At 69.1% G+C, this 19,810-nt stretch carries 23 protein-coding genes; 13 read left to right on the forward strand and 10 right to left on the reverse strand.

Going from position 1 to position 19,810, the window contains the following annotated elements:
• Nucleotides 1-7 precede the first annotated feature (7 nt).
• Both HSX43_RS04055 and HSX43_RS04060 read right to left on the reverse strand, forming a co-directional pair.
• Nucleotides 8-1,576 (reverse strand): methyl-accepting chemotaxis protein, encoded by a 1,569-nt coding sequence (locus HSX43_RS04055; RefSeq protein ID WP_179378826.1) that lies wholly within the window; start codon nt 1,574-1,576, stop codon nt 8-10.
• A gap of 69 nt (nt 1,577-1,645) precedes the next feature.
• Nucleotides 1,646-2,113, reverse strand: a complete 468-nt coding sequence (locus HSX43_RS04060; protein ID WP_179378827.1) for a tetratricopeptide repeat protein — start codon at nt 2,111-2,113, stop codon at nt 1,646-1,648.
• 93 nt (nt 2,114-2,206) lie between these two features.
• Between HSX43_RS04060 and HSX43_RS04065 the strand changes: the two genes are divergently transcribed.
• The 8 genes from HSX43_RS04065 to HSX43_RS04100 are packed head-to-tail and all read left to right on the forward strand — an operon-like array spanning nt 2,207 to nt 11,046.
• Entirely contained in the window at nt 2,207-3,397 is a 1,191-nt protein-coding gene (locus HSX43_RS04065; RefSeq protein WP_328795030.1) for a cytochrome-c peroxidase, read from the forward strand.
• Nucleotides 3,394-4,236: a PfkB family carbohydrate kinase gene (locus HSX43_RS04070; protein WP_179378828.1), complete on the forward strand. Its 843-nt coding sequence runs from the start codon at nt 3,394-3,396 to the stop codon at nt 4,234-4,236. The genes HSX43_RS04065 and HSX43_RS04070 overlap by 4 nt, the downstream gene beginning before the upstream one ends.
• Nucleotides 4,233-5,264 carry a tagatose 1,6-diphosphate aldolase gene (locus HSX43_RS04075; protein WP_179378829.1) on the forward strand — a complete coding sequence of 344 codons (1,032 nt, stop codon included), beginning with the start codon at nt 4,233-4,235 and terminating at the stop codon, nt 5,262-5,264. Before HSX43_RS04070 ends, HSX43_RS04075 begins: the two co-directional genes overlap by 4 nt.
• Nucleotides 5,261-6,586 (forward strand): L-fucose/L-arabinose isomerase family protein, encoded by a 1,326-nt coding sequence (locus tag HSX43_RS04080; RefSeq protein ID WP_179378830.1) that lies wholly within the window; start codon nt 5,261-5,263, stop codon nt 6,584-6,586. The genes HSX43_RS04075 and HSX43_RS04080 overlap by 4 nt, the downstream gene beginning before the upstream one ends.
• On the forward strand, nt 6,583-7,674 hold the full coding sequence (locus HSX43_RS04085) for a Gfo/Idh/MocA family protein (protein ID WP_179378831.1): 1,092 nt from the start codon (nt 6,583-6,585) through the stop codon (nt 7,672-7,674). The genes HSX43_RS04080 and HSX43_RS04085 overlap by 4 nt, the downstream gene beginning before the upstream one ends.
• A 57-nt stretch (nt 7,675-7,731) precedes the next feature.
• The gene (locus HSX43_RS04090; RefSeq protein ID WP_179378832.1) at nt 7,732-8,634 is read left to right on the forward strand and encodes a hydroxyacid dehydrogenase; all 903 of its coding nucleotides are present in this window, start codon (nt 7,732-7,734) and stop codon (nt 8,632-8,634) included.
• Between the two features lie 9 nt (nt 8,635-8,643).
• Nucleotides 8,644-9,597, forward strand: a complete 954-nt coding sequence (locus tag HSX43_RS04095; RefSeq protein WP_179378833.1) for an aldose epimerase family protein — start codon at nt 8,644-8,646, stop codon at nt 9,595-9,597.
• 3 nt (nt 9,598-9,600) lie between these two features.
• The gene (locus HSX43_RS04100; protein WP_179378834.1) at nt 9,601-11,046 is read left to right on the forward strand and encodes an NAD-dependent succinate-semialdehyde dehydrogenase; all 1,446 of its coding nucleotides are present in this window, start codon (nt 9,601-9,603) and stop codon (nt 11,044-11,046) included.
• Nucleotides 11,047-11,118: 72 nt separating this feature from the next.
• On the opposite strand, the gene HSX43_RS04105 is transcribed toward HSX43_RS04100, so the two are convergent.
• Genes HSX43_RS04105 through HSX43_RS04120 form a run of 4 tightly spaced genes read right to left on the reverse strand, consistent with a single transcriptional unit; the run spans nt 11,119 to nt 13,753 of the window.
• Nucleotides 11,119-12,063, reverse strand: a complete 945-nt coding sequence (locus tag HSX43_RS04105; protein ID WP_179378835.1) for a 2-hydroxyacid dehydrogenase — start codon at nt 12,061-12,063, stop codon at nt 11,119-11,121.
• A complete protein-coding gene (locus tag HSX43_RS04110) occupies nt 12,060-12,398 on the reverse strand; it encodes a tRNA-binding protein (RefSeq protein ID WP_179378836.1) in 339 nt (112 codons plus the stop codon). Before HSX43_RS04110 ends, HSX43_RS04105 begins: the two co-directional genes overlap by 4 nt.
• A complete protein-coding gene (gene proC / locus HSX43_RS04115) occupies nt 12,395-13,189 on the reverse strand; it encodes a pyrroline-5-carboxylate reductase (protein WP_179378837.1) in 795 nt (264 codons plus the stop codon). Before proC ends, HSX43_RS04110 begins: the two co-directional genes overlap by 4 nt.
• 57 nt (nt 13,190-13,246) lie before the next feature.
• Nucleotides 13,247-13,753 (reverse strand): type III secretion system chaperone family protein, encoded by a 507-nt coding sequence (locus tag HSX43_RS04120; protein WP_179378838.1) that lies wholly within the window; start codon nt 13,751-13,753, stop codon nt 13,247-13,249.
• A gap of 226 nt (nt 13,754-13,979) precedes the next feature.
• Here HSX43_RS04120 and HSX43_RS04125 point away from each other — a divergent pair, with 226 nt between their 5' ends.
• The 3 genes from HSX43_RS04125 to HSX43_RS04135 are packed head-to-tail and all read left to right on the forward strand — an operon-like array spanning nt 13,980 to nt 16,096.
• Entirely contained in the window at nt 13,980-14,630 is a 651-nt protein-coding gene (locus tag HSX43_RS04125) for a DUF3047 domain-containing protein (protein WP_179378839.1), read from the forward strand.
• Between the two features lie 45 nt (nt 14,631-14,675).
• A complete protein-coding gene (locus HSX43_RS04130; RefSeq protein WP_179378840.1) occupies nt 14,676-15,437 on the forward strand; it encodes an SDR family NAD(P)-dependent oxidoreductase in 762 nt (253 codons plus the stop codon).
• Nucleotides 15,434-16,096, forward strand: a complete 663-nt coding sequence (locus HSX43_RS04135; RefSeq protein WP_179378841.1) for a GNAT family N-acetyltransferase — start codon at nt 15,434-15,436, stop codon at nt 16,094-16,096. The genes HSX43_RS04130 and HSX43_RS04135 overlap by 4 nt, the downstream gene beginning before the upstream one ends.
• Nucleotides 16,097-16,101: 5 nt before the next feature.
• Here HSX43_RS04135 and HSX43_RS04140 read toward each other — a convergent pair whose 3' ends face one another.
• Entirely contained in the window at nt 16,102-16,800 is a 699-nt protein-coding gene (locus tag HSX43_RS04140) for a response regulator (RefSeq protein ID WP_179378842.1), read from the reverse strand.
• A gap of 141 nt (nt 16,801-16,941) precedes the next feature.
• Here HSX43_RS04140 and mce point away from each other — a divergent pair, with 141 nt between their 5' ends.
• Together mce and HSX43_RS04150 are read left to right on the forward strand one after the other, a co-directional pair.
• Nucleotides 16,942-17,346: a methylmalonyl-CoA epimerase gene (mce, locus tag HSX43_RS04145; protein WP_179378843.1), complete on the forward strand. Its 405-nt coding sequence runs from the start codon at nt 16,942-16,944 to the stop codon at nt 17,344-17,346.
• The gene (locus HSX43_RS04150) at nt 17,346-17,627 is read left to right on the forward strand and encodes a DUF1467 family protein (protein WP_179378844.1); all 282 of its coding nucleotides are present in this window, start codon (nt 17,346-17,348) and stop codon (nt 17,625-17,627) included. The genes mce and HSX43_RS04150 overlap by 1 nt, the downstream gene beginning before the upstream one ends.
• A gap of 4 nt (nt 17,628-17,631) precedes the next feature.
• Here HSX43_RS04150 and HSX43_RS04155 read toward each other — a convergent pair whose 3' ends face one another.
• Genes HSX43_RS04155 through HSX43_RS04165 form a run of 3 tightly spaced genes read right to left on the reverse strand, consistent with a single transcriptional unit; the run spans nt 17,632 to nt 19,808 of the window.
• Complete coding sequence (locus tag HSX43_RS04155) at nt 17,632-18,321, reverse strand: EI24 domain-containing protein (protein WP_179378845.1); 690 nt, start codon at nt 18,319-18,321, stop codon at nt 17,632-17,634.
• Nucleotides 18,318-18,914: a nitroreductase family protein gene (locus HSX43_RS04160; protein WP_179378846.1), complete on the reverse strand. Its 597-nt coding sequence runs from the start codon at nt 18,912-18,914 to the stop codon at nt 18,318-18,320. Before HSX43_RS04160 ends, HSX43_RS04155 begins: the two co-directional genes overlap by 4 nt.
• Nucleotides 18,915-18,962: 48 nt before the next feature.
• Complete coding sequence (locus tag HSX43_RS04165; RefSeq protein WP_235962522.1) at nt 18,963-19,808, reverse strand: serine hydrolase domain-containing protein; 846 nt, start codon at nt 19,806-19,808, stop codon at nt 18,963-18,965.
• Nucleotides 19,809-19,810 lie beyond the last annotated feature (2 nt).

Below are 19,810 nucleotides of genomic sequence, written 5' to 3' on the forward strand. Positions count from 1 at the left end.
CCGCCGGTCAGGCGGCGCGCCCGTCGCCCGGGCGCGACGTCGTCATCGGTTTCCCCGGCGCATCCGCCGGGCGACCGAGATCGAAACCCTTCAGCAAGTCCGTGAGGCTCTGCGTCGCCGTGGTGAGATCACGCGCCAGCGACACGCCCGCCTCCGCCGCTTCGACATTGCGCGTCATCGAGTGAGACATCGCAGCCATGGTCGTTTCAACAGCGCCGAACCGCTCCGACTGCACGGCATTGCCGTCGATGATCTGGTCGAAGACAGTGCGGATTCCGGCGAGACTGTCTTGCAGCTCGTCAAGCATCCGCTGGGTGGCCGCCGTACTTTCACGCCCGTCGGCGACCCGTTCTGCGTTCCGCGCGACGACCCGGCGGATCTCCTCCGCCCCCTGCGTCACGCGGGTCGCGAGCGAGCGTACCTCCGTCGCGACCACGGCGAAGCCGCGCCCCGCCTCGCCGGCGCGCGCGGCCTCGACCGCGGCATTGAGCGACAGCAGATGGGTCTGGTGCGCGAAGGTGTCGATGAGGTCCGTCAACCGCTGGACGTCGGCGCTGCCGTCGGCGATCCGTCCCATCGTTTCGGTCACGTCGAGCATTCCCGTGCCCGCGTCGCCCGCCGCTTCGGCGATACCGTCGAGGGCGGTCCGCGCCGTATCGGCCGCGTCCCTGTTGGCCGTCAGCGCGTCGCGCAGACCCGTAGCCCCCTCCGTGAACACGTCGATGTGGGTCTGTTCGGCCAGGGAACGGTCGCGCAGCGCCCCGGCTTGCCGGTCGAGTACGTCCGACGCGCGTGTGATCTCGGCCGCGACGGTCTTGATCCGGGACAGAACACCCGAGGTCGCGTCGATGGACTGCCGGATGTTGTCCTGCAACAGGCGGAAGTCGCCTTCGAAAGTCCCCTCCATCCGGGCGGACAGTTGCCCGCGCGCGAGGCCGTCGAGCGCGCGCATCGCGGCCCCGATCCCGGTGTGCAGCGTTTCCATCAGCGCGTTGAGGTCCACCCCGATGGCCGCCAGCCGCGGATCGTCCAGCGCGCTGTCGACACGGCCGGAGAGGTCGCCGGCCTGCGCGCCCCGCACGACGGCCCCGAGTGATTGCTGCAGTTGCCGCTCGAGGCCCGCGCGTTCGCGCAGGCTGCGTTCCCGCTCGATGTCGTCGAAGGCCCGGAACATGCCCATCAGAGCGCGGTTCATCGCCGCGAGGAAGTTGCCCGCGCCCTCCGCGCCGAGGCCGAGGTATCTCTGCGTTCGCTCCAGGAGCGAGCTCAGCATCAGGGTCTGGAGACGCTGATGATCGGTCGAAAACGCCTCGAAGGTCGTCCCGCGCGCGACCATCGCGTCCGCTACGAATCTGTAGTGAGCACGGCAATCGTCGCTGTCGGGATCGAGGAAGCTGACGCGAACCCTGTTGTAGGACATGGCGACCGATTCCTCCGGCACCTCCTCCCGCGGGACGCCGAAGGAATCGGACATCACGGTCAGGATATGGTCCCGCAGGTCGAGATCGCACAGCGCGAAGATCTCCTCGGGTGTATGTGGCTGTTTCGCGCGGGCGAACTCGGGCAGGATCGACATCTGGCGGCCTCGGCCTTGCGGGCATGGCGGCCTGCCTACCGCGCAAAGGTGAAAGCCCGCTTAACCCGGCTAGCGGAACGGATACATCCAGACCTTGTAGTCATCGACAAGCTCGTGCGCCTTGGCGATCTCCTCCGGCGTCATCTTCTTGACGACCTCTTCCTGACTGATCGCCGCGTCCGGATCGCCGCCGATGGCCGAGAGCGCGTACCACATGTACGCGCGGACAAGGTCCGATGCCGGCATCCCGAGGCCGACCTCGTAGTACCAGCCGACGCCGGACTGCGCACCCGGGTGACCCTTCATGGCCGCGCGCAGATACCACTCGAAAGCGCGGATCTCGTCCCGCCCGACGCCGAGCCCGAGCGCATACATGACCCCGATCAGCTCCTCGGCTTCGGCGTTGCCCGACCGGGCCGCGGGCCAGAGCGCGTCGCGCGCCTCCTCGAAGCGACCCGCGTCCATCAGATCGCGCGCCTCCTCCAGGTCGGCCAGCGCTGGCGTCGCGAGGCACAGCATCATGGCAAGGTATTTCATCGGTTTCTCCTCGGGCTGACATTGGCGCTCGGCGCGGGGGCTGCCAAGTCGGAAGGGGTTGCCTTCCATCCCTTCGACGAGGGTCGGGCGCGCGTGGGGCAACTTCTGTTCTACGATCCGATCCTGTCGGGGAACCGCAACATCTCCTGCGCGACCTGCCACCATCACGATACCTTCTCGGCGGACGGTCTTTCGCTCGGGATCGGGGAAGGCGGTCAAGGGATCGGGCCGAAGCGCAGGGTGGCCGAAGGCGGCATCGTCAAGCGGGTGCCGCGCAACGCGCCGGGCCTCTGGAACGTGGGCGCGACCGAGTTCACGACCTTCTTCCACGACGGTCGCGTGTCGGAGACGGCGGTCTATGGCACCGGCTACGACAGCCCGGCGGAGGAGTGGCTGCCGCAGGGGCTGCCGAACCTCCTGACGGTGCAGGCGCTCTTCCCGCTCACCGCGCAATTCGAGATGGCGGGCAACGTCGGCGAGAACGAGGTGATCGGCGCGGTCAGCGACCGCATCGACCTCGGCTGGCCGATCCTCGCCAAGCGGGTGCGCACGATCCCGGCCTATGGGGAGGCGCTGACAGAGGCCTTCGGTCTGGAGAGCCCCGAGGACGTCCGCATCGAACATATCGCCATCGCGCTGGCCGATTTCATGAACTCCGAGTGGCGGTCGCTCGATGCGCCCTACGACCTTTGGCTGGCCGGCGAGGGGGCCCTGACGCCGGCGCAGGAACGGGGGCGCGCGCTCTTCTTCGGCAAGGGCGACTGCGCCTCCTGCCATTCAGGCCCTCTCTTCACCGATCACGACTTTCATGCCATCGCGCTGCCGCCCTTCGGGCCCGGGCGCACCCGGCGATGGGATCCGATCCCCCGCGACGTGGGCCGCATGGCCGAGACCGACGATCTGGACGATGCCTACCGCTTCCGCACGCCTTTCCTGCGCAACGTGACGCTGACCGCGCCCTACGGGCACAACGGGGCCTATCCGACGCTCGCCGGCATCATCCGCCACCACGCGGACCCGGTGCAGGGGTTAGCAGATTGGCGGCCCGAGATGGCGCGCCTGCCGGAGACGCCCTGGCTCGCCGCGATCGACTTCGTGATCCACGACGACCGGGCCGAAATGGCGCGGGTTGCGTCCAAGTTGGACATCGCGCCTGTGGGCCTGAGCGACGGGGACATCGCCGACCTCGTGGCCTTCATGTCCGCGCTGGAGGGGGGCCAGAGCAAATACGGCCGGCTGGGTATCCCCGATAGCGTGCCCTCCGGCTTGGAGGTGGAGCGATGACCCGGCTTCTGGTCTGCGGGATCGCGGTGATGGACTACGTCCACCGGGTCGAGGCCCTGCCCACCACCGAGGGCAAGCACCGCAGCACCGCCTTCGAGCGGATCGGCGGGGGCTGTGCCGCGAACGCCGCCGTCGGCGCGGCCCGGCTGGGGGCGAATGTGACGCTGATGGCGCGGCTGGGCACGGATGCGACCGGCGACGAACTGGCGGCGATGTTCGCCGCCCGGGGTATCGCCACCGAGCTGGCCCGCGGCGGGCGCACGCCGCTGTCCTCGATCCTGATCGACCGGGCGGGCGAGCGGATGATCGTGAACTTCCCGGGTGCCGATCTGCCCGAGACGCCGCCCGAGGTGCCGCAGGCCGATGTCGTCCTTTCCGACTGCCGCTGGCCTGACGCCGCCGAGGCCGTGCTCCGAGCCGCCGTCGACCGGGGGCTCCCATCGGTTCTGGACGGTGAGAAGTACACCCCCGAACCGCTCGCCGCGCTAGCCACCCACACCGTTTTCTCGGCCCCCGGCCTGCGCGATTTCACCGGGGTCGACGCGCTCCCCCGCGCGCTGGCCGATGCCGCCACGCGCCTGCCGAACCACGTCGCCGTGACCGACGGGCCGCAGGGCGTGTTCTGGGGCGACGGGCTGCATGTGCCCGCCCCGCGCGTCACGCCCGTCGACACGCTGGGCGCGGGCGACCTCTGGCACGGGGCCTTCGCGCTTGCCCTCGGGCGGGGCGACAATCGCCGCGCCGCCTCCGATTTCGCCAACCGTGCCGCCGCGCTCAAATGCACGCGGGCGGGCGGCTGGAACCACTATCCGACACACACCGAACTGGAAAATCCATGACGATCCAACTCACCCCCGGCAAGCAACTGGGCTTCCGCCGCATGTCCGACGCCGCGGGTCGCTTCAAGATGACCGCCGTGGACCAGCGCCCACCGATCAAGTCGGCCGTCGAGGCCCATCGCGGCGGCCCCCATTGGGAGGACGTGGCGCGGGTCAAGACGGAACTCCTGCGCGCCTTGCAATCCTCTTCCACCGCGATGCTGATGGACCCGCATTACGCCATCCCCCATGGCTGGCATGTGTTCGACCCTCGGAAGGGCCTGATCGTTACGCTGGAGGACAGCCTTTTCCGTGACACCGGGCAGGGGCGGTTCTCGGCGGAGATCGACGATTGGTCCGTGGGCAAGATCAAGCGGATGGGCAGCGACGCGGTGAAGGTGCTGGCCTGGTATCGCCCCGACATCTCGGACGAGGTGCGCGCCGCGCAGCATGATTTCGTGAAGCGCACCGGGGAGGCCTGCGCCCGCTTCGACATCCCGTTCCTGTTCGAGCTCCTGGTGCATCCGGTCGAAAGCGACGCCGAGCAGACCAGCGAATACACTGAGATGGCCACGAAACACGCCGATCATGTCCTGCAATCGGTCGAGGCCTTTGCAGGGGCCGACTACGGCGTCGACGTCTTCAAGCTGGAAAGCCCGGTGCCGGCCAAGGGTATCACCGGCGGCGACGCACAGGTGCAGGCGCTCTTCGACGATATGGGCAGGCTCGCGGCGCGGCCCTGGGTGATGCTGTCGGCGGGGGCGGGCAAGCCCGACTTCAAGACGGTGCTCGAATATGCCTACGCCGCCGGAGCCTCGGGTTACTTGGCCGGGCGGGCGATCTGGCTCGACGCCTTTCAGAGCTACCCCGACTGGGACGCGATGCAGGCGGGCCTCGCGCGCGACTCCGTGCCCTACATGGCCGATCTGAACGCGCTGACCGATGCGAAGGCCACGCCCTGGCACGCCCACGCCTGCTATGGCGGGACGGGTCTCGACTTCATCGACCCGACCGCCGGCTTCCGTCAGGGCTACGGAGATATCCGATGAGGATCGGGATCCTGCCGCTCGGGCGGCCCACCTTCGACGTGGCTTTCGCCGAGGAGAAGCTGGCCGCGATGCTGTCGGCGCTCGATGCCAGCCGGCACGAAGTCACCGGGCCACGCCACCTGCTGATGGAGGCGGACGAGGCGGCGCTCGAGGCGACGCGGGACACCGACGTCCTGCTCATCCTGCAGGTCACCTTCACCGACGCCGCCTTCGCCACCCGCGCCGCCGTCGCCCATTCCGGCCGTGTGGCGATCTGGGCCGTGCCGGAGCCGCGTGCGGGCGGGCGCTTGCGGCTCAATGCCTTCTGCGGGCTGAACCTGCTGTCCCACGCGCTCGGCCTCAACGACCGGCGGTTCGCCTGGGCTTACGGAGACGACGTCGACCTCGATGCGCTTCTGACCGGGCCGGAGAATATCCCGAAGCGTGGCACCCCTGCCGATGCGGCTCCGGTCGCCATCAACCGCGACCTGAAGATCGGGCGCATCGGGGCGCATCCCGACGGCTTCGCGACCTGCGCCTACGACAAGACCGATCTCGCCGCCCTAACGGGAGCGGAGGTGACGGAGCTGGACCTGCCAGACCTCTTCGATCGCGCGCGCGCCCTGCCGGAGGCGGCGGTCGAGCCCTATGCCGCGAAGGCCGCCGACCTCGGCGGGCTCGACACGCTCGACAAAGGCGAGCTCGACCGCTCCCTGCGGCTGGCCGGGGCGCTCGACCAGCTGCAGTCCGAGTACCACTTCGACGCCATGGCGATCCGCTGCTGGCCCGAGACGTTCACCGAATACGGCGGCGCGGTCTGCGGTCCTGTCTCGATGCTAGGCGAGGCGCGCACGCCCTGTGCCTGCGAGGCGGACGTCTACGGCGCTGTCACGCAGACCATCCTGCAGGACGTGGCCGACGCGCCGGTTTTCCTCGCGGACCTCGTCGATATGGACGGGGACACCGGCGTCGTCTGGCACTGCGGGCAGGCACCGGCGTCCATGGCGGCCAAGGCCCCCGATGCCACCGTTCACACCAACCGCAAGCAGGCGCTCCTTCTCGAATTTCCGCTGAAGGCCGGTCGCGTGACGCTCTTTCGCCTGAGCCAGGCCTACGGCGCGCCGCAGGTCGTCATCGCCACTGGCGCGGTGGTGGATGCGCCGATGGCCTACACGGGGACAAGCGGCGTCGTTCGCTTCGACCGTCCGGCCGATGCCGTCTGCGCCGATGTCATGGCCAGCGGGCTCGAACATCACATGGCGCTGGCCTATGGCGACCATGCGGACGCATTGAGAGGCGTGGCCGCCGGCCTCGGCATCCCGGTGCTGGAGCTGGGCGCATGATCCGCTACGGGCTGATCGGTGCTGGCATGATGGGGCAGGAGCACATCCGCAATATCGCCCTCCTCGAAGGTGCGCAGGTCGCCGCCGTGGCCGACCCGGACGAGACCATGCGCGGCGCGGCCGCGGCCGTCGCCGAGGCAGAGGGCTTCGCGGACCCCGAGGCGCTCATCACGTCCGACCTCTGCGACGTCTACCTGATCGCCGCACCGAACGACGTGCACGCCCCGCTCGTCCAGCGCCTGCTGGCGACCGACAAGCCGATCCTCGTCGAGAAACCTCTGGCGACCACCACCGCCGCCTGCCGCGACCTGCTGAGCCAGGCCAAGGGCCGTGTCGCGCCGGTCTGGGTGGCGATGGAATATCGTTACATGCCGCCTGTGCAACGGATGATCGAGATGCTGGAGCAGGGGGCGGTGGGCGCGCCGCGCATGGTGTCGATCCGCGAACATCGCTTCCCCTTCCTGCAGAAGGTGGACGACTGGAACCGTTTCAACGCCCGCACCGGCGGCACGCTCGTCGAAAAATGTTGCCACTTCTGGGACCTCATGCGCCTTCTGCTCAAGGCCGACCCGGTCCGCGTCTACGCCAGCGCCGGCGTAGACGTGAACCACCGGGACGAGCGCTACGCCGGCGGGATCCCCGACATCGTCGACAACGCCTATGTCGTGGTCGATTTCGCAAACGGGACGCGGGGGATGCTGGACCTGTGCATGTTCGCCGAGGGCTCCTACTGGCAGGAGAGCATTGCCGTCACCGGTCCGAACGCGCGGGTCGAGGCCTTCATCCCTGGCCCCGCCCGCTTCGCCCCCGACGGCAAGCCGCGCGAGGCCGAGGTCGTCACGTCGCTGCGGGCCCTCAAGCAGGAGCTGCGGGAAGTCGTGCACACGCCCGAGGAACTCCTGGTCGCGGGCGACCACCACGGCTCGACCTTCTATCAGCATCAACGCTTCCTCGATCTCGTTCGCACGGGGCGGGGCACGCCGGAGGTCAGTCTCTCCGACGGCTACTGGTCTGTTCTCGTGGGCGAGGCGGCCGAGGAATCCGCCCGTTCGGGGCAGGCCATCGACCTGCGGGGGCGCAGTGCCTGATCCCCTCTCACCTCACGACCGGCCGCTGGCCGCGGCGAGACCCCTCTAGGAGACCACATGATCCTGATCACCGAATTCATGGACGAGGCCTGGGTCGACTGGCTGCGCGCGCGCACCGAGGTCCACTATCAACCCGACCTGCCCGATCATCCCGAGGAGCTGGCCGAGCGCGCGACGCTGGCGCAGGCCCTCATCGTGCGCAACCGGACGCAGGTGCGGGGCGATCTGCTCTATGCGGGCTTCTCCTGCGTCGGACGGCTGGGCGTCGGGCTCGACAACATCGACATGGAGGGCTGCGCCGCGCGCGACATCGCCGTCTTCCCGGCGACAGGGGCCAACACGCTCTCGGTTGCCGAATACGTCGTGACGACGGCGGCCCTGCTCTTGCGCGGGGCCTACACGATGCGGCCCGCGATGGAGGCGGGCGACTGGCCGCGCGCGGCGGCCGGGCAAGGGCGGGAGATCGCTGGCAAGACGCTGGGCCTCGTCGGCTACGGCGAGATCGCGCGCAAGACGGCGGAGCTTGCCCGCGCGCTCGGCATGTCCTGCCTTGCCTCCGACCCCTACGCCGACGACTTCCCCGGCGCGATGGAAGGCACGGAGGAGGAAGTGCTGACCCAATCGGACGTCGTGACGCTGCATGTCCCCCTGACCGAAGAAACGCGGGGCATGATCGACGCCGAGGTGCTGTCGCGCATGAAGCCCGGGGCCGTGCTCGTCAACGCGGCGCGGGGTGGCGTGGTCGATGAGGCGGCACTGGCCGAGGCGCTTCGCTCCGGTCACCTCGCCGGGGCCGCGCTCGACACCTTCGAGACCGAGCCGCTCGGGGCGGACCACCCTTTCAAGGATGTCCCGAACCTCATCCTGACCCCCCATATCGGCGGCGTCACGGCCGAGGCCAACGCCCGCGTGTCGGAAATGACGGCGCGCCGGGTGGCCGCCCATCTCGGTCTGGACTAGGTGCGGACCATGGATCTCAACCGCTACGCGATCGCCGGCCACGGGCTGACGGCGACCTTCACCGAATGGGGCGCGGCGCTCGTCGACCTGCGGCTCGACGGGATGGCGCATCCGCTGGTGCTGGGGCTCGACCGCCTCGAGGATTATGCAGCCGGTCATTCGAGCTACATGGGGGCAACGGCGGGCCGCTTTGCCAACCGGATCGCGGAGGCGCGGTTCACACTCGACGGGATGGAAAACCGGCTCGACCCGAACTTTCAGGACCGCCATTCCCTCCACGGCGGATCGAAGGGCACGGGCAAGCGCGTCTGGTCGGTTGCGCGGCACGAGGCGGCGACGATCACCTTCGCGCTCGACCTCGCCGACGGCGAGATGGGCTATCCCGGCGCGATGCGGATCGAGGCGCGGTTCGCCTGCGGGGCCGGGCCGACGCTGCGGGTGGAGTACACTGCCACTTGCGACGCGCCGACCATCGTGAACCTTGCCCATCACAGCTACTGGAACCTCGACGGCACTGCGGACGTCTCCGGCCATAGCCTCACGGTGAAGGCCGACCGTTACCTGCCGGTCGACGAGGGGCTCATCCCGACGGGCGTCGCCGATGTCGCAGGCACGGCCTTCGACTTCCGTGCCGGGAGGATGCTTCCGGGTGAGGGGCTGCTCGATCACAACCTCTGCCTCGGCGACGCGCAGGAGCCGCTGCGCGACGTCGCGGTCCTGCGGGCGCGGGGGCTGTCGATGACCGTCGCGACGACCGAGCCGGGGCTGCAGGTCTACGACGGCGCGAAACTCGCGACGTCGGTTCCGGGCCTCGACGGCCGCCGCTACGGCGCACACGCGGGCGTCGCGCTCGAGCCGCAATGCTGGCCCGACGCGCCCAATCACACGGATTTCCCCGACTGCGTCCTGCGGCCGGGCGAGACATACGAACAGGTGACGACCTTCACCTTCACGAAAGGATAGGACATGGCGTTTCAGGACTGGATGAAAGAGGCGAACCTCATCGGCGGCGCGTGGGTCGGGGCCGATGGTGGCGCGACCATCGACGTGACGAACCCCGCCGACGGGAGCGTTATCGGCACCATCCCGAAGGGCGGCACCGCCGAGACGGACCGCGCCATCGCCGCCGCGACCGAGGCCTTCCCCGGCTTCCGCGACATGTCGCTGATGGAGCGCTGCAACCTGCTCTGGAAGCTGCACGATGCGCTGATGGACAACCAGAAGGACCTGGCCGAGCTTCTGACCGTAGAGATGGGCAAGCCCATGGCGGAATCGATGGGCGAGATAGCGATCGGCGCGCAATACGTCCGCTGGTTCGCCGAGGAGGCGCGGCGCGCGAAGGGCGAGATCGTGCCCGCCGGCGTGAACGGCCGGCGCATCCTCGTGACGAAGCACGCCATCGGCGTCGTCGGCATGATCACGCCCTGGAACTTCCCGTCGTCCATGCTCGCCCGCAAGGTCGCGCCGGCGCTCGCCGTCGGCTGTACCGTGGTCGCGAAGCCCGCGACGGCGACGCCCTATTCCGGCCTCGCCTGGGGCGCGCTGTGTGAAGAAGTGGGCTACCCGAAGGGGGTGATGAACGTCGTCACCGGATCGGCCCGCGAGATCTCCAAGGCGATGATGGAGAGCGCGGCCGTGCGCAAGATCACCTTCACCGGCTCTACCGAAGTCGGCAAGGAACTCATCCGCGGCTCGGCCGATACGGTCAAGAAGGTGTCGATGGAGCTGGGCGGCAACGCGCCCTTCGTCGTCTTCGACGACGCCGATCTGGAAAAGGCGGTCGAGGGCGCGATGGTCTCGAAGTTCCGCAACGCGGGCCAGACCTGCGTCTGTGCGAACCGTATCTACGTGCAGTCGGGTATTCACGACGCCTTCGTGGCCCGGCTCAAGGAGAAGACCGAGGCGCTGAAGGTGGGCGACGGGCGCGAGGACGGGGTCGAGCAGGGGCCCATGATCGACATGGATGCGGTCGAGAAGGTCGAGGAATTCGTCGCGGACGCGAAGGAGAAGGGCGGCGAGATCGTCACCGGTGGAGGGCGGCACGGCAACGGCGGCACCTTCTTCGAGCCGACGATCATGACCGGCGCGACGCAGGCGATGAAGTTCGCCACCGAGGAGATCTTCGGCCCCCTCGCCCCGGTCTTCAAGTTCGAGACCGAGGAGGAGGCGATCGCCATGGCGAACGACACGGTCTACGGCCTTGCCTGCTATGCCTATACCTCCGACCTCGCGCGGGCGTTCCGGCTCAACGAGGGGCTGGCCTACGGGATGATTGGCATCAACTCGGGCCTCATCACGACCGTCGAGGCACCCTTCGGCGGCGTGAAGGAAAGCGGGCTCGGCAAGGAAGGCGGGTCGCAGGGGCTGGAAGACTATCTGGAGACCAAATACGTCTGCATCGACGGCATCTGAAGGAGCTTTGCGAAAGCTCCTTTTCCGAGTTTTCGTCGAAAACTCGTGGAAGAGCCTTCGGCGAAGGCTCTTCTACACCGGGTTCGGCGGCTCCCGGCCGTCGGCGATCGCGACCGCATTCTCCATCGCCATGCGCCCCATATCCTCGCGCACCTCGAGCGCGGCGGTCCCGAGATGGGGCAGCAGTGTCACGTTCTCCATCGCCCGGAGCGCCGCCGGCACCTCGGGCTCGCGCTCGTAGACGTCGAGTCCCGCCCCGCCGATCTGCCCCTCTTCGAGCGCGGCGATGAGCGCCGCCTCGTCCACGACGTCGCCGCGGGCGATGTTGACGAGGATGCCGTGGGGCCGCATCGCGGCGAGGGCTGCCGCGCCGATGATGTGCCGCGTCTCTGCCGTCGCCGCCACCGCCGTCACCACGACGTCTGCCGCCGCGCAGACCTCTGCGACGCTGCCAAGCTGCTCCGCACCGTCGACGGATTTCGGCGAGCGGTTCCAGAAGACGACCTTCATGCCGAAGCCCGCGGCGCAGCGCCGCGCGATGGCCTGGCCGATCCGGCCCATGCCGATGATGCCCACGGTCTTGCCCGAGACATGCAGGCCCAGCATCTGCACCGGGTGCCAGCCGCGCCAGTCACCCGCGCGCACCATGCGTTCGCCCTCGCCGGCGCGGCGGGCCGTCATCAGGATCAGCGTCATCGCGGTATCGGCCGTGGCATCGGTTACGGCACCGGGCGTGTTCGTCACCACGAGTCCGGCGGCGCGGGCGGCGTCGACGTCGATGTGGTTGTAGCCGACGCCAAAGTTCGCCAGGCCGCTGGCCCGGATCTCGCCGGTGAAGGCTTCGGCGGTGAAGGCGTCGCCCAGCGTCGGCAGGATCACGTCGTAGCCGGCGAGCGCGTCGCGACACTCGGAGAGGTCCATCGGTTGCGTCGTGTCACGGCAGGTGACGTCGAAATGGTCCGCCAGCGCCTGCATGATGATCTCGGGCAGGGCACGGGAAACGAGGAGTGTCTTCAATGCATCCGCCCTCCTTCGGGCACGGGTTGATCCGGGGAAAGCAGGACGACCTCGCCGTCTGCGTCGGGCAGTCCGAGGGCGAGGACTTCGGACATGAACGTGCCGATCTGGCGTGGCGGGAAGTTGACGACGGCGACGACCTGCCGGCCGATCAGCGCTTCCGGCGTGTAATGCCGTGTCACCTGCGCGGAGGTCTTGCGTTCCCCGATCTCACCGCCGAAGTCGATCCACATCTTGATCGCCGGCTTGCGCGCCTCGGGATAGGGCTCGGCCCGGACGACCCGGCCCACGCGGATGTCGACCTTCAGGAAGTCGTCGAAGGTGATCCCGCTCATCCGCGCAGCTCCCTCGACCGGTCCGCGGCGGCGGCCACGGTGCGCACCATCAAATCCGGCAGCTCCGGCATCAGGACTTCGAGCCCGGCCTGTGTCGTGCCGTTCGGGCTCGTGACGTTGACGCGCAACTGGCCCGGGTCCTCCCCGGTCATGGCGAGCGCCCCGGACCCGGCGACGGTCGCACGCGCAAGGTCGAGCGCCAGCGCCTCGGGCAGCCCCTGCGCCACGCCGGCGTCGCGCAACGCTTCTATCAGGTGGAAGACATAGGCCGGGCCCGAACCCGATAGCCCGGTGACCGCGTCCATCTGGTCCTCGCCCTCGAGCCGCACGACCGTGCCGACCGCCGAGAGGAACCCTTCCGCAAGGTCCAGGTCGGCTGCCGTCGCGCCCCCGTTGCCCACGATCGCGGTGATCCCCCGGCCGATGGCGGCGGGCGTGTTGGGCATGGCACGCACGATGCGAGCGTCCGCGCCGAAGGTGCTCTCGAAGGCGGCGATAGGCGTGCCGGCGGCAACGGAGACGAAGAGTGTGTCACTCAAGGCTTTCAGTGCCGGCAAGGCCTCGCCCATCATCTGCGGCTTCACCGCGATGAGCGTCACGGCGGGGGCGGCAGGCAGATCGGTGTTGAGTGCAACACCCGTGCCGCGCAGCCAGTCCGAGGGCTTCGGGTCGATCACCGTTGCCGCTACGGGATCGAGCCCGCCATCGAGCCAGCCCGCCAGCATCGCGCCGCCCATCTTGCCGCATCCCAGAAGCACGATGCCCCGGGCGTTGATCTCGCTGAAATCCATCCTGTCCCCCTCGGTCACGGGGGCCAGACTACGGCCCGGCACCGCGGGCGCAAGCCGTCAGGCGTGGCCGTAGGCCTCGGCCATGGCGATCTGCATGGCGTCGACCGGATCGCGCCCGCCCCAGCAGACGAGCTGGAACGCCGGGTAGTAGCGCTCCCCGGTCAGGATCGCCTCGGCCACCATCTGGTTGATCTGCTCGACCTGGGCGCAGGCCCCGCCGGACAACACGAGCCCGTAGCGCCAGACCATCATCTTCTGCGTGCTCCAGTAACTGAAGCCGCCGACCCAGCTCTGGTCGTTGGCGAGGTTCAGAACCTCGTAGAGGCGCGGCAGGCTTTCGTCCGGCGGTTCCATCTCGAAGCAGCACACGAGGCGTAGCGTCTCGTCCGCATCGGACCAGGCGAGCGTGACGGAGTAGCTGCGCCATTGCCCCTCGACCACCATGGAGATCTGATCCTCGCCGGTGCGGTCGAACTCCCAGTCGTGAAGCTCGGCCACCGACTCCACGAGGTCGATCGGATGGAGATCGCCCGTTTCGGAGAACTGGTTTCGCTGGTGCAGCATGGTTCGCCTTCCGTTGTCGCCCTAGGGCTTGTGAGCGGCGCGATCCCTATGGGGGATTTGCGGCCACCTACACCAGATATGGTGGAGAGGCCGCGACTCCCTGTAAAGGGCGGAGTTTCGCTTCTCCACAGAAATCGCGGGCGATATCGCCTGTTCCACAGGCTCTGTGGAGCGTTTCACGGGCAATTGAGGTGTGTTCCTCTGCCGGGGCGTTATCTCGGAGGGCATGACATATCTCCGAACGGCCTCCGCCTCCGCCCTCGCCCTTTTCCTGTCGCTCGGCCCCGCGACGGCCGCACCGCTCTCCTTCGACGGAAGCTGGCGCGAGCAGGGGTTCCTGCGTCTCTTCTCCAACGACTATGCCCAGAACGGCGGGTCGCTGCAGGTCGTGTCCGACGGGACGGTCTCGCTTCTGTGGAAGGCCGTGCCGCAGTCGATGCGCGGCGCGCGGCAAGCCAGCTGGACCTGGGCCGTGGCCGAGGGCGTGCCGGCGACCGACCTGCGACGCAAGGGCGGCGACGACCGCAACCTGGCCGTCTATTTCGCCTTCACCGACGCGGCGACGGCCGCGACCGCCGATCCGAGCCGGGCAACCGCGCTTCTGCGCAACCCGAACACGAAGGTTCTAGTCTACGTCTGGGGTGACGACGACGCACGCGGCACGATCCAGGACAGCCCCTATCTGCCGGGCCTGAAGACGGTGGTCCTGCGCCCCGCCGGCACAGGGCAGCACGGAGAGCGGGTGGATCTCGCCGCGGACTACGCGCGGGCCTTCGGCGGCGCGCCCGAGGTGCTGATGGGCGTCGGGATCTCGGCCGACAGCGATGATACCGATACAAAAATCCGCGCGTCGATCACCGCGCCGGACTTGCGCTAGGCCGGCCAACGCGTACCGTCGCGCCCGACAGCAAGGGAGGGCGCGATGGACTTGAAGGGATGCGTGGCGGCGATCACCGGCGGCGCCGGAGGGCTCGGGGCCGCGACCGCGCGGCACGTGGCGGAGGCCGGCGGCAAGGTCGCGATCCTAGATCTCGACGTGGAGAAAGGGCAGGCGCTGGCCGAGGACATCGGCGGCAGTTTCCATGCGCTCGACGTGACCGATGCGGCCGCCTGCGTCCGCGTGCTCGGCGAGATTTCCGCAACGGGCCGGCTCGACCTGATGGTGAACTGCGCCGGCATCGCGCCGGCGGCCAAGACCGTCGGTCGCGACGGGGCTCATGACCCGGCGCTCTTCGCCAAGACCATCGCGATCAACCTGACGGGCACCTTCAACTGCGCTTCCGCCGCCGCGGCGATCATGGCGGGGCAGGCGGGGCGCGGCCCGGACGGGGAGCGGGGCGTCATCGTCAATACCGCCTCCGTCGCCGCCTACGAGGGGCAGGTCGGGCAGGTCGCCTATGCGGCCTCCAAGGGGGGCGTGGCCGGCATGACCCTGCCCATGGCGCGCGATCTGGCGCGTCTTGGCATTCGTGTCGTGGCCGTGGCCCCGGGGCTTTTCTTGACGCCCATGCTCGAAGGCCTGCCGCAGGAGGTGCAGGATAGTCTCGGCGCGCAGGTGCCCTATCCCTCGCGCCTCGGGAATCCGGCGGAGTTCGCAGCGCTCGTCGGCCATATCGCGGTCAATCCCATGCTCAACGGCGAAGTCATCCGCCTCGACGGCGCGATCCGGATGGCCCCGAAGTGACAGACCTCGGGCAGTGGCGGCCGCTCGACTGGTCGCCGCCGGCCGCGCTCGACGGGCGGCACACCCGGCTCGAACGGTTGTCGCCGGAGGCCCATGGCGCGGCCCTCCATCGGGCGAACCCCGCGGATGCGGCGCATTGGGCCTACATGCCCTATGGGCCGTTCATGTCGGAAGCGGCCTATCTGGACTGGGCGGCGCAGGCGGCCGCGTCGGACGATCCGGCGTTCTACGCGATCGCGGCCGACGGCGACTGGCGCGGTGTCGCTTCCTTCATGCGGATCGACCGGACGCACGGGGTGATCGAGATCGGGAACATCGCCCTGTCGCCCGCGCTGCAACGGACGGTCGCGGCGACCGAGGCGCTGCACTTGATGATCGACCATGCCTTCGCCGCCGGCTTTCGCAGGCTCGAATGGAAGTGCAACGCCGGGAACACGCCGAGCCGACGCGCGGCCTTGCGCCTCGGCTTCACGTTCGAGGGGATCTTCCGGCAGCATATGGTCGTGAAAGGCGGCAATCGGGATACGGCGTGGTTCTCGATCCTCGACGGGGAGTGGCCGCGTCTCAGGGCGGCGCACCGGGCGTGGCTTGATCCGGCGAACTTCGTGGACGGGGTGCAGCGGCAGTCGATGTCGGAGTTGACGGCAAAGGCCACCTGACGGGTTCAGACGACGCGTCGTGCTTCCAGTCGCTCGGAGATGAGCGCGCGCAGCACCGGGCGCAGATCCTCGATCGTGCGGGCGGCGAGGCCCTCGGTGCGCGAAAGAAGCTCCGCGTCGCCGTCGGTGCGGGCGAGGCCCGTCAGGAATTCGGCCACGAAACGCGTGGGGACACGCTCGTCGTCGAGCATCCGACCGGCATAGATCAGATCCTCCGAGAGGGCGAGGCGGTCGGGCTCCACCCGCTCCGACCCGACACTCCGCAGGCCCCGCGGCCAGAGCTCGGACGGCATGTGGCGCAGGATCGCCTGCTGGAAGGCGGCAAGGCTCTCGATCGGTTTTGGAAGAAAGCCGTCCGCGCCAGCCCCGAGGGCCGCCTCCCGCGCGGCGGCCGGCTCCTGCCCCGAAGTGCCGAGGAGCACGAGCGGTCGCTGGTTCGCCCTGTCGAGCCGCTCCAGCAGGCCGAGGCCCGACCCGTCGGGCAGGCCCAGGTCGACGATGGCGATGCCGGCGCGATAGGTGAGCAGGTGACGTTCCGCGGAGGCGATGCAATCGGCCCGCCGGATCCGCGCGCCCGAGCGCAGGGCCAGAAGTCGGATGGCCTCGGAGGCGAAGCGGCTGTCCTCGACCAGGAGGACGGTCTGACCCAGAAGCGGGCGCTGCGGCGTGGGCGCGGGGCGGGCCAACATCAGGGAATCATCCATCTCTCTCTCCTGCCGTCTGCTCAAGCAGCGTGCGACCAAAGTCCCTAACGATCGGTAAAGGCGGCGCGACAAATCGCGCTCCGCCTTGCGGGGACGGGTCGAGGTCGACTATGCCGCAGGTGCAAAACGGAGGGAGAGACCATGATCGGCAGACTGAACCACGTGGCCATTGCCGTGCCGGACCTCGAGGCCGCCGCCGCGCAATACCGCGATACCCTCGGAGCCAAGGTGAACCCGCCGCAGGACGAGCCCGACCACGGTGTCACGGTTGCCTTCATCGAATTGCCGAATACCAAGGTTGAACTTCTGCATCCGCTGGGCGACGGCAGCCCGATCCAGGGGTTCCTCGACAAGAACCCCTCGGGCGGCATCCACCACATCTGCTACGAGGTGGAGGACATCCTCGCCGCCCGTGACCAGCTGATGGAGAGCGGCGCGCGGGTGCTGGGCAGCGGCGAGCCGAAGATCGGGGCCCACGGCAAGCCCGTGCTCTTCCTGCATCCGAAGGATTTCACCGGCACGCTGGTCGAGCTGGAACAGGTCTGATGAGCATCTTCTCCGCCATCGTCGTCTTCATGATGATCTGGGCCATGGTCTTCCTGATCGGGCTCCAGATCGGTCAACGGACGCAGGGCGACGAGGGGGAGGTCGCGCCGGGGACCCATGCGTCGACGCCCGCCCACCCGATCGGGGTCTGGCGGCGCATGGCCTGGGCCACGGCGATCACGCTCGTCCTCTGGGTCCCGCTCATCTGGTTTATCACCTCGGGCAACCTCACGATCGACGATCTGCGGCGCTTCACCGGGCGCGAGGTGCCGGGGGCCTGACACGTCAGACCTGCCGGTTCAGCCGGTGGAAGAGATGCGCGAAGCTGGCCGTCCCGAGAACCGGGACGAGCAGGTTCAGTAGCGGCACAGAGAGCGGAATCGCCATCAGCACGCCCATGGCCCAGATCGCGCCCCGGTGACGCGCACGGAATGCCTGCGCGGCGGCGCGGTCCATCCGGCGCAGGGCCACCATCTGCGCGTATTCGCGGCCCAGAAGAAACCCGTTCACGCCCCAGAAGATGAAGAGCGCGAAGGGTGCCAGCAACAGGTAGGCGACGAGCGCCAGCAGGTTGACGAGTACGACGAGACCGAGAAAGCCTGCACTCTCGCTCAACATCTCGACCAAGCCTTGCCGGCGTGCGGGCGGCAGGCCCGGGTAGTGCCTGTCCTCCACCGCGTCGACGATCCGGTCGAGGAACAGCCCGGTGAAGGCCGAGGCGACCGGCACCATCAGGAAGACCGACGCGATCAGCGTGAAGGGGACGGCCGCCCAGCCGGCGGCGTTGTCGAGCCAGGTGACTTCGCCCACGAAGGGCAGAGTGACCGAGGGGCCGACGAGCGCGGTCGCGCCCCAGATGATCAGGGCGGAAAAGCCGATGAGCAGCGCCAGCGACAGCCCCACGCCCCGCAGCAGCACGCCGCGAAAGCGGGGATCGCCGAGCTGATTTAGGGCCTTGAGCGCGTCGTCGATCATTCGCTGATCCATTCGGTCAGCGCGGCGACGTCCGGACGCGGCCGCTCGGGCGGCACGGCGCTCTCGGTGCCGATCACGACGAAGCCGGCCACCCATTCGGTGGGTGCGAGTTGCAGTGCTTCGGTGAGCCAGGCGCGGTCGGTCGCCATCCAGCCCGAAAGCCAGTTTGCGCCCCAGCCGGCTGCCTGCGCGACCGACACCAGACCGAAGCAGAGCGCGCCGACGGACAATGTCTGCTCCACCTCGGGGATCTTGTCAGATGCTTTCGGGTTCGCCACCACGGCGACCACGAGCGGGGCGTCGGCGAACATCGCGCGGGCCTTGGCGAGTTTCTCCGCGTCGCGGCCCTGCGCCGTTCCGAGTCGTTCCGTGACCTCCGCCAGTCGCGCGAGCGCCGCGCCCTCGAGCACCATGAGCCGCCAGGGTTCCAGCTTGCCGTGGTCCGGCACGCGCAGTGCGGTCTCGAGGAGGGGAGCCAGCGTGTCGCGGTCGGGCCCGGGCGCGCGCAGCGTCTTGCCGGGTCGCGAGCGCCGGGTCTCGAAGTAGGCGAGCACCTCGGGCCGGGGGCTGAGGGGCGGGATGGTGTCGGGCATGGGCGGGTTCCTCCATCGAGGTCCATGTCGCGCGCGCCGCCGCGGTTTTCAACCCGCGCAAGCGAGGGCGACGGCAGCCGTTTCCGCAGGGGCCTCGTCCCCGCCGGCAACGAAGGTCGCCACCACCGGGTTGCCGGGGCAATCGGGAAGGGCATAGACGGCGTTCGCCGAGAAGGCCCCGCCGCCCGAATGACCGATCGCGCGGCCTGCGGTGCCGACGCGGCCGATCATCATCCCGAGGCCGTAGCCCGTTTCCGTCCAGGGCCGGCCGGCGATCGTACCGCCGAGAGGGACCGCGGCCTGCATCTCGCCGAGCGTGGGATCGTCGAGGATCGCGCGCAGAAGGCGCACGGCGTCGGCCGGGGTGCCCATGGCGCAGCGATGGGCGACCCAGCCGGGATGGTAGCCGCCGGAGGGAAACGGCAGGTCCGCGAAATCCGACGGCATCCGGGCGATGTGGACGGAGGAGAGGCCGAGCGGTGCCGTCATCTCCCGGAGTAGTGTTTCGAGGCTGTGCCCCGTCGCGGCCTCTAGCGCCTGCACGACGAGCAGGTAGCCGATGTTCGAATAGCGGAACGACTCACGCGGCGGACTCATGAGGGCGTCGAGCGGCACGGCGCGCAGAAACTCGGCGTCCGTCCAGGGCGCCTCGCCCGCAGCGACGGCTGCCTTGTAGCGCGGCATCGGCCCGTAGTCGCCAAGCCCGGCGCGGTGTTGCAGCAGGTCGCGCAGCGTCCAAGCGTGCCCTTTGCAGGGGGCGTCCAGATCGAGCTGTCCGCGTGCCGCCGACCGTACCGTCAGGGCGGCGATCAGCGTCTTGGTGAAGCTCCACCACGGCAGGGCGGGTACATCGTCGGCGCTCAGGTGCCCGTCGCGGAGAACGGCGGAGAACATCT

Source organism: Jannaschia marina (assembly GCF_013404595.1).
Lineage (GTDB): Bacteria > Pseudomonadota > Alphaproteobacteria > Rhodobacterales > Rhodobacteraceae > Jannaschia > Jannaschia marina.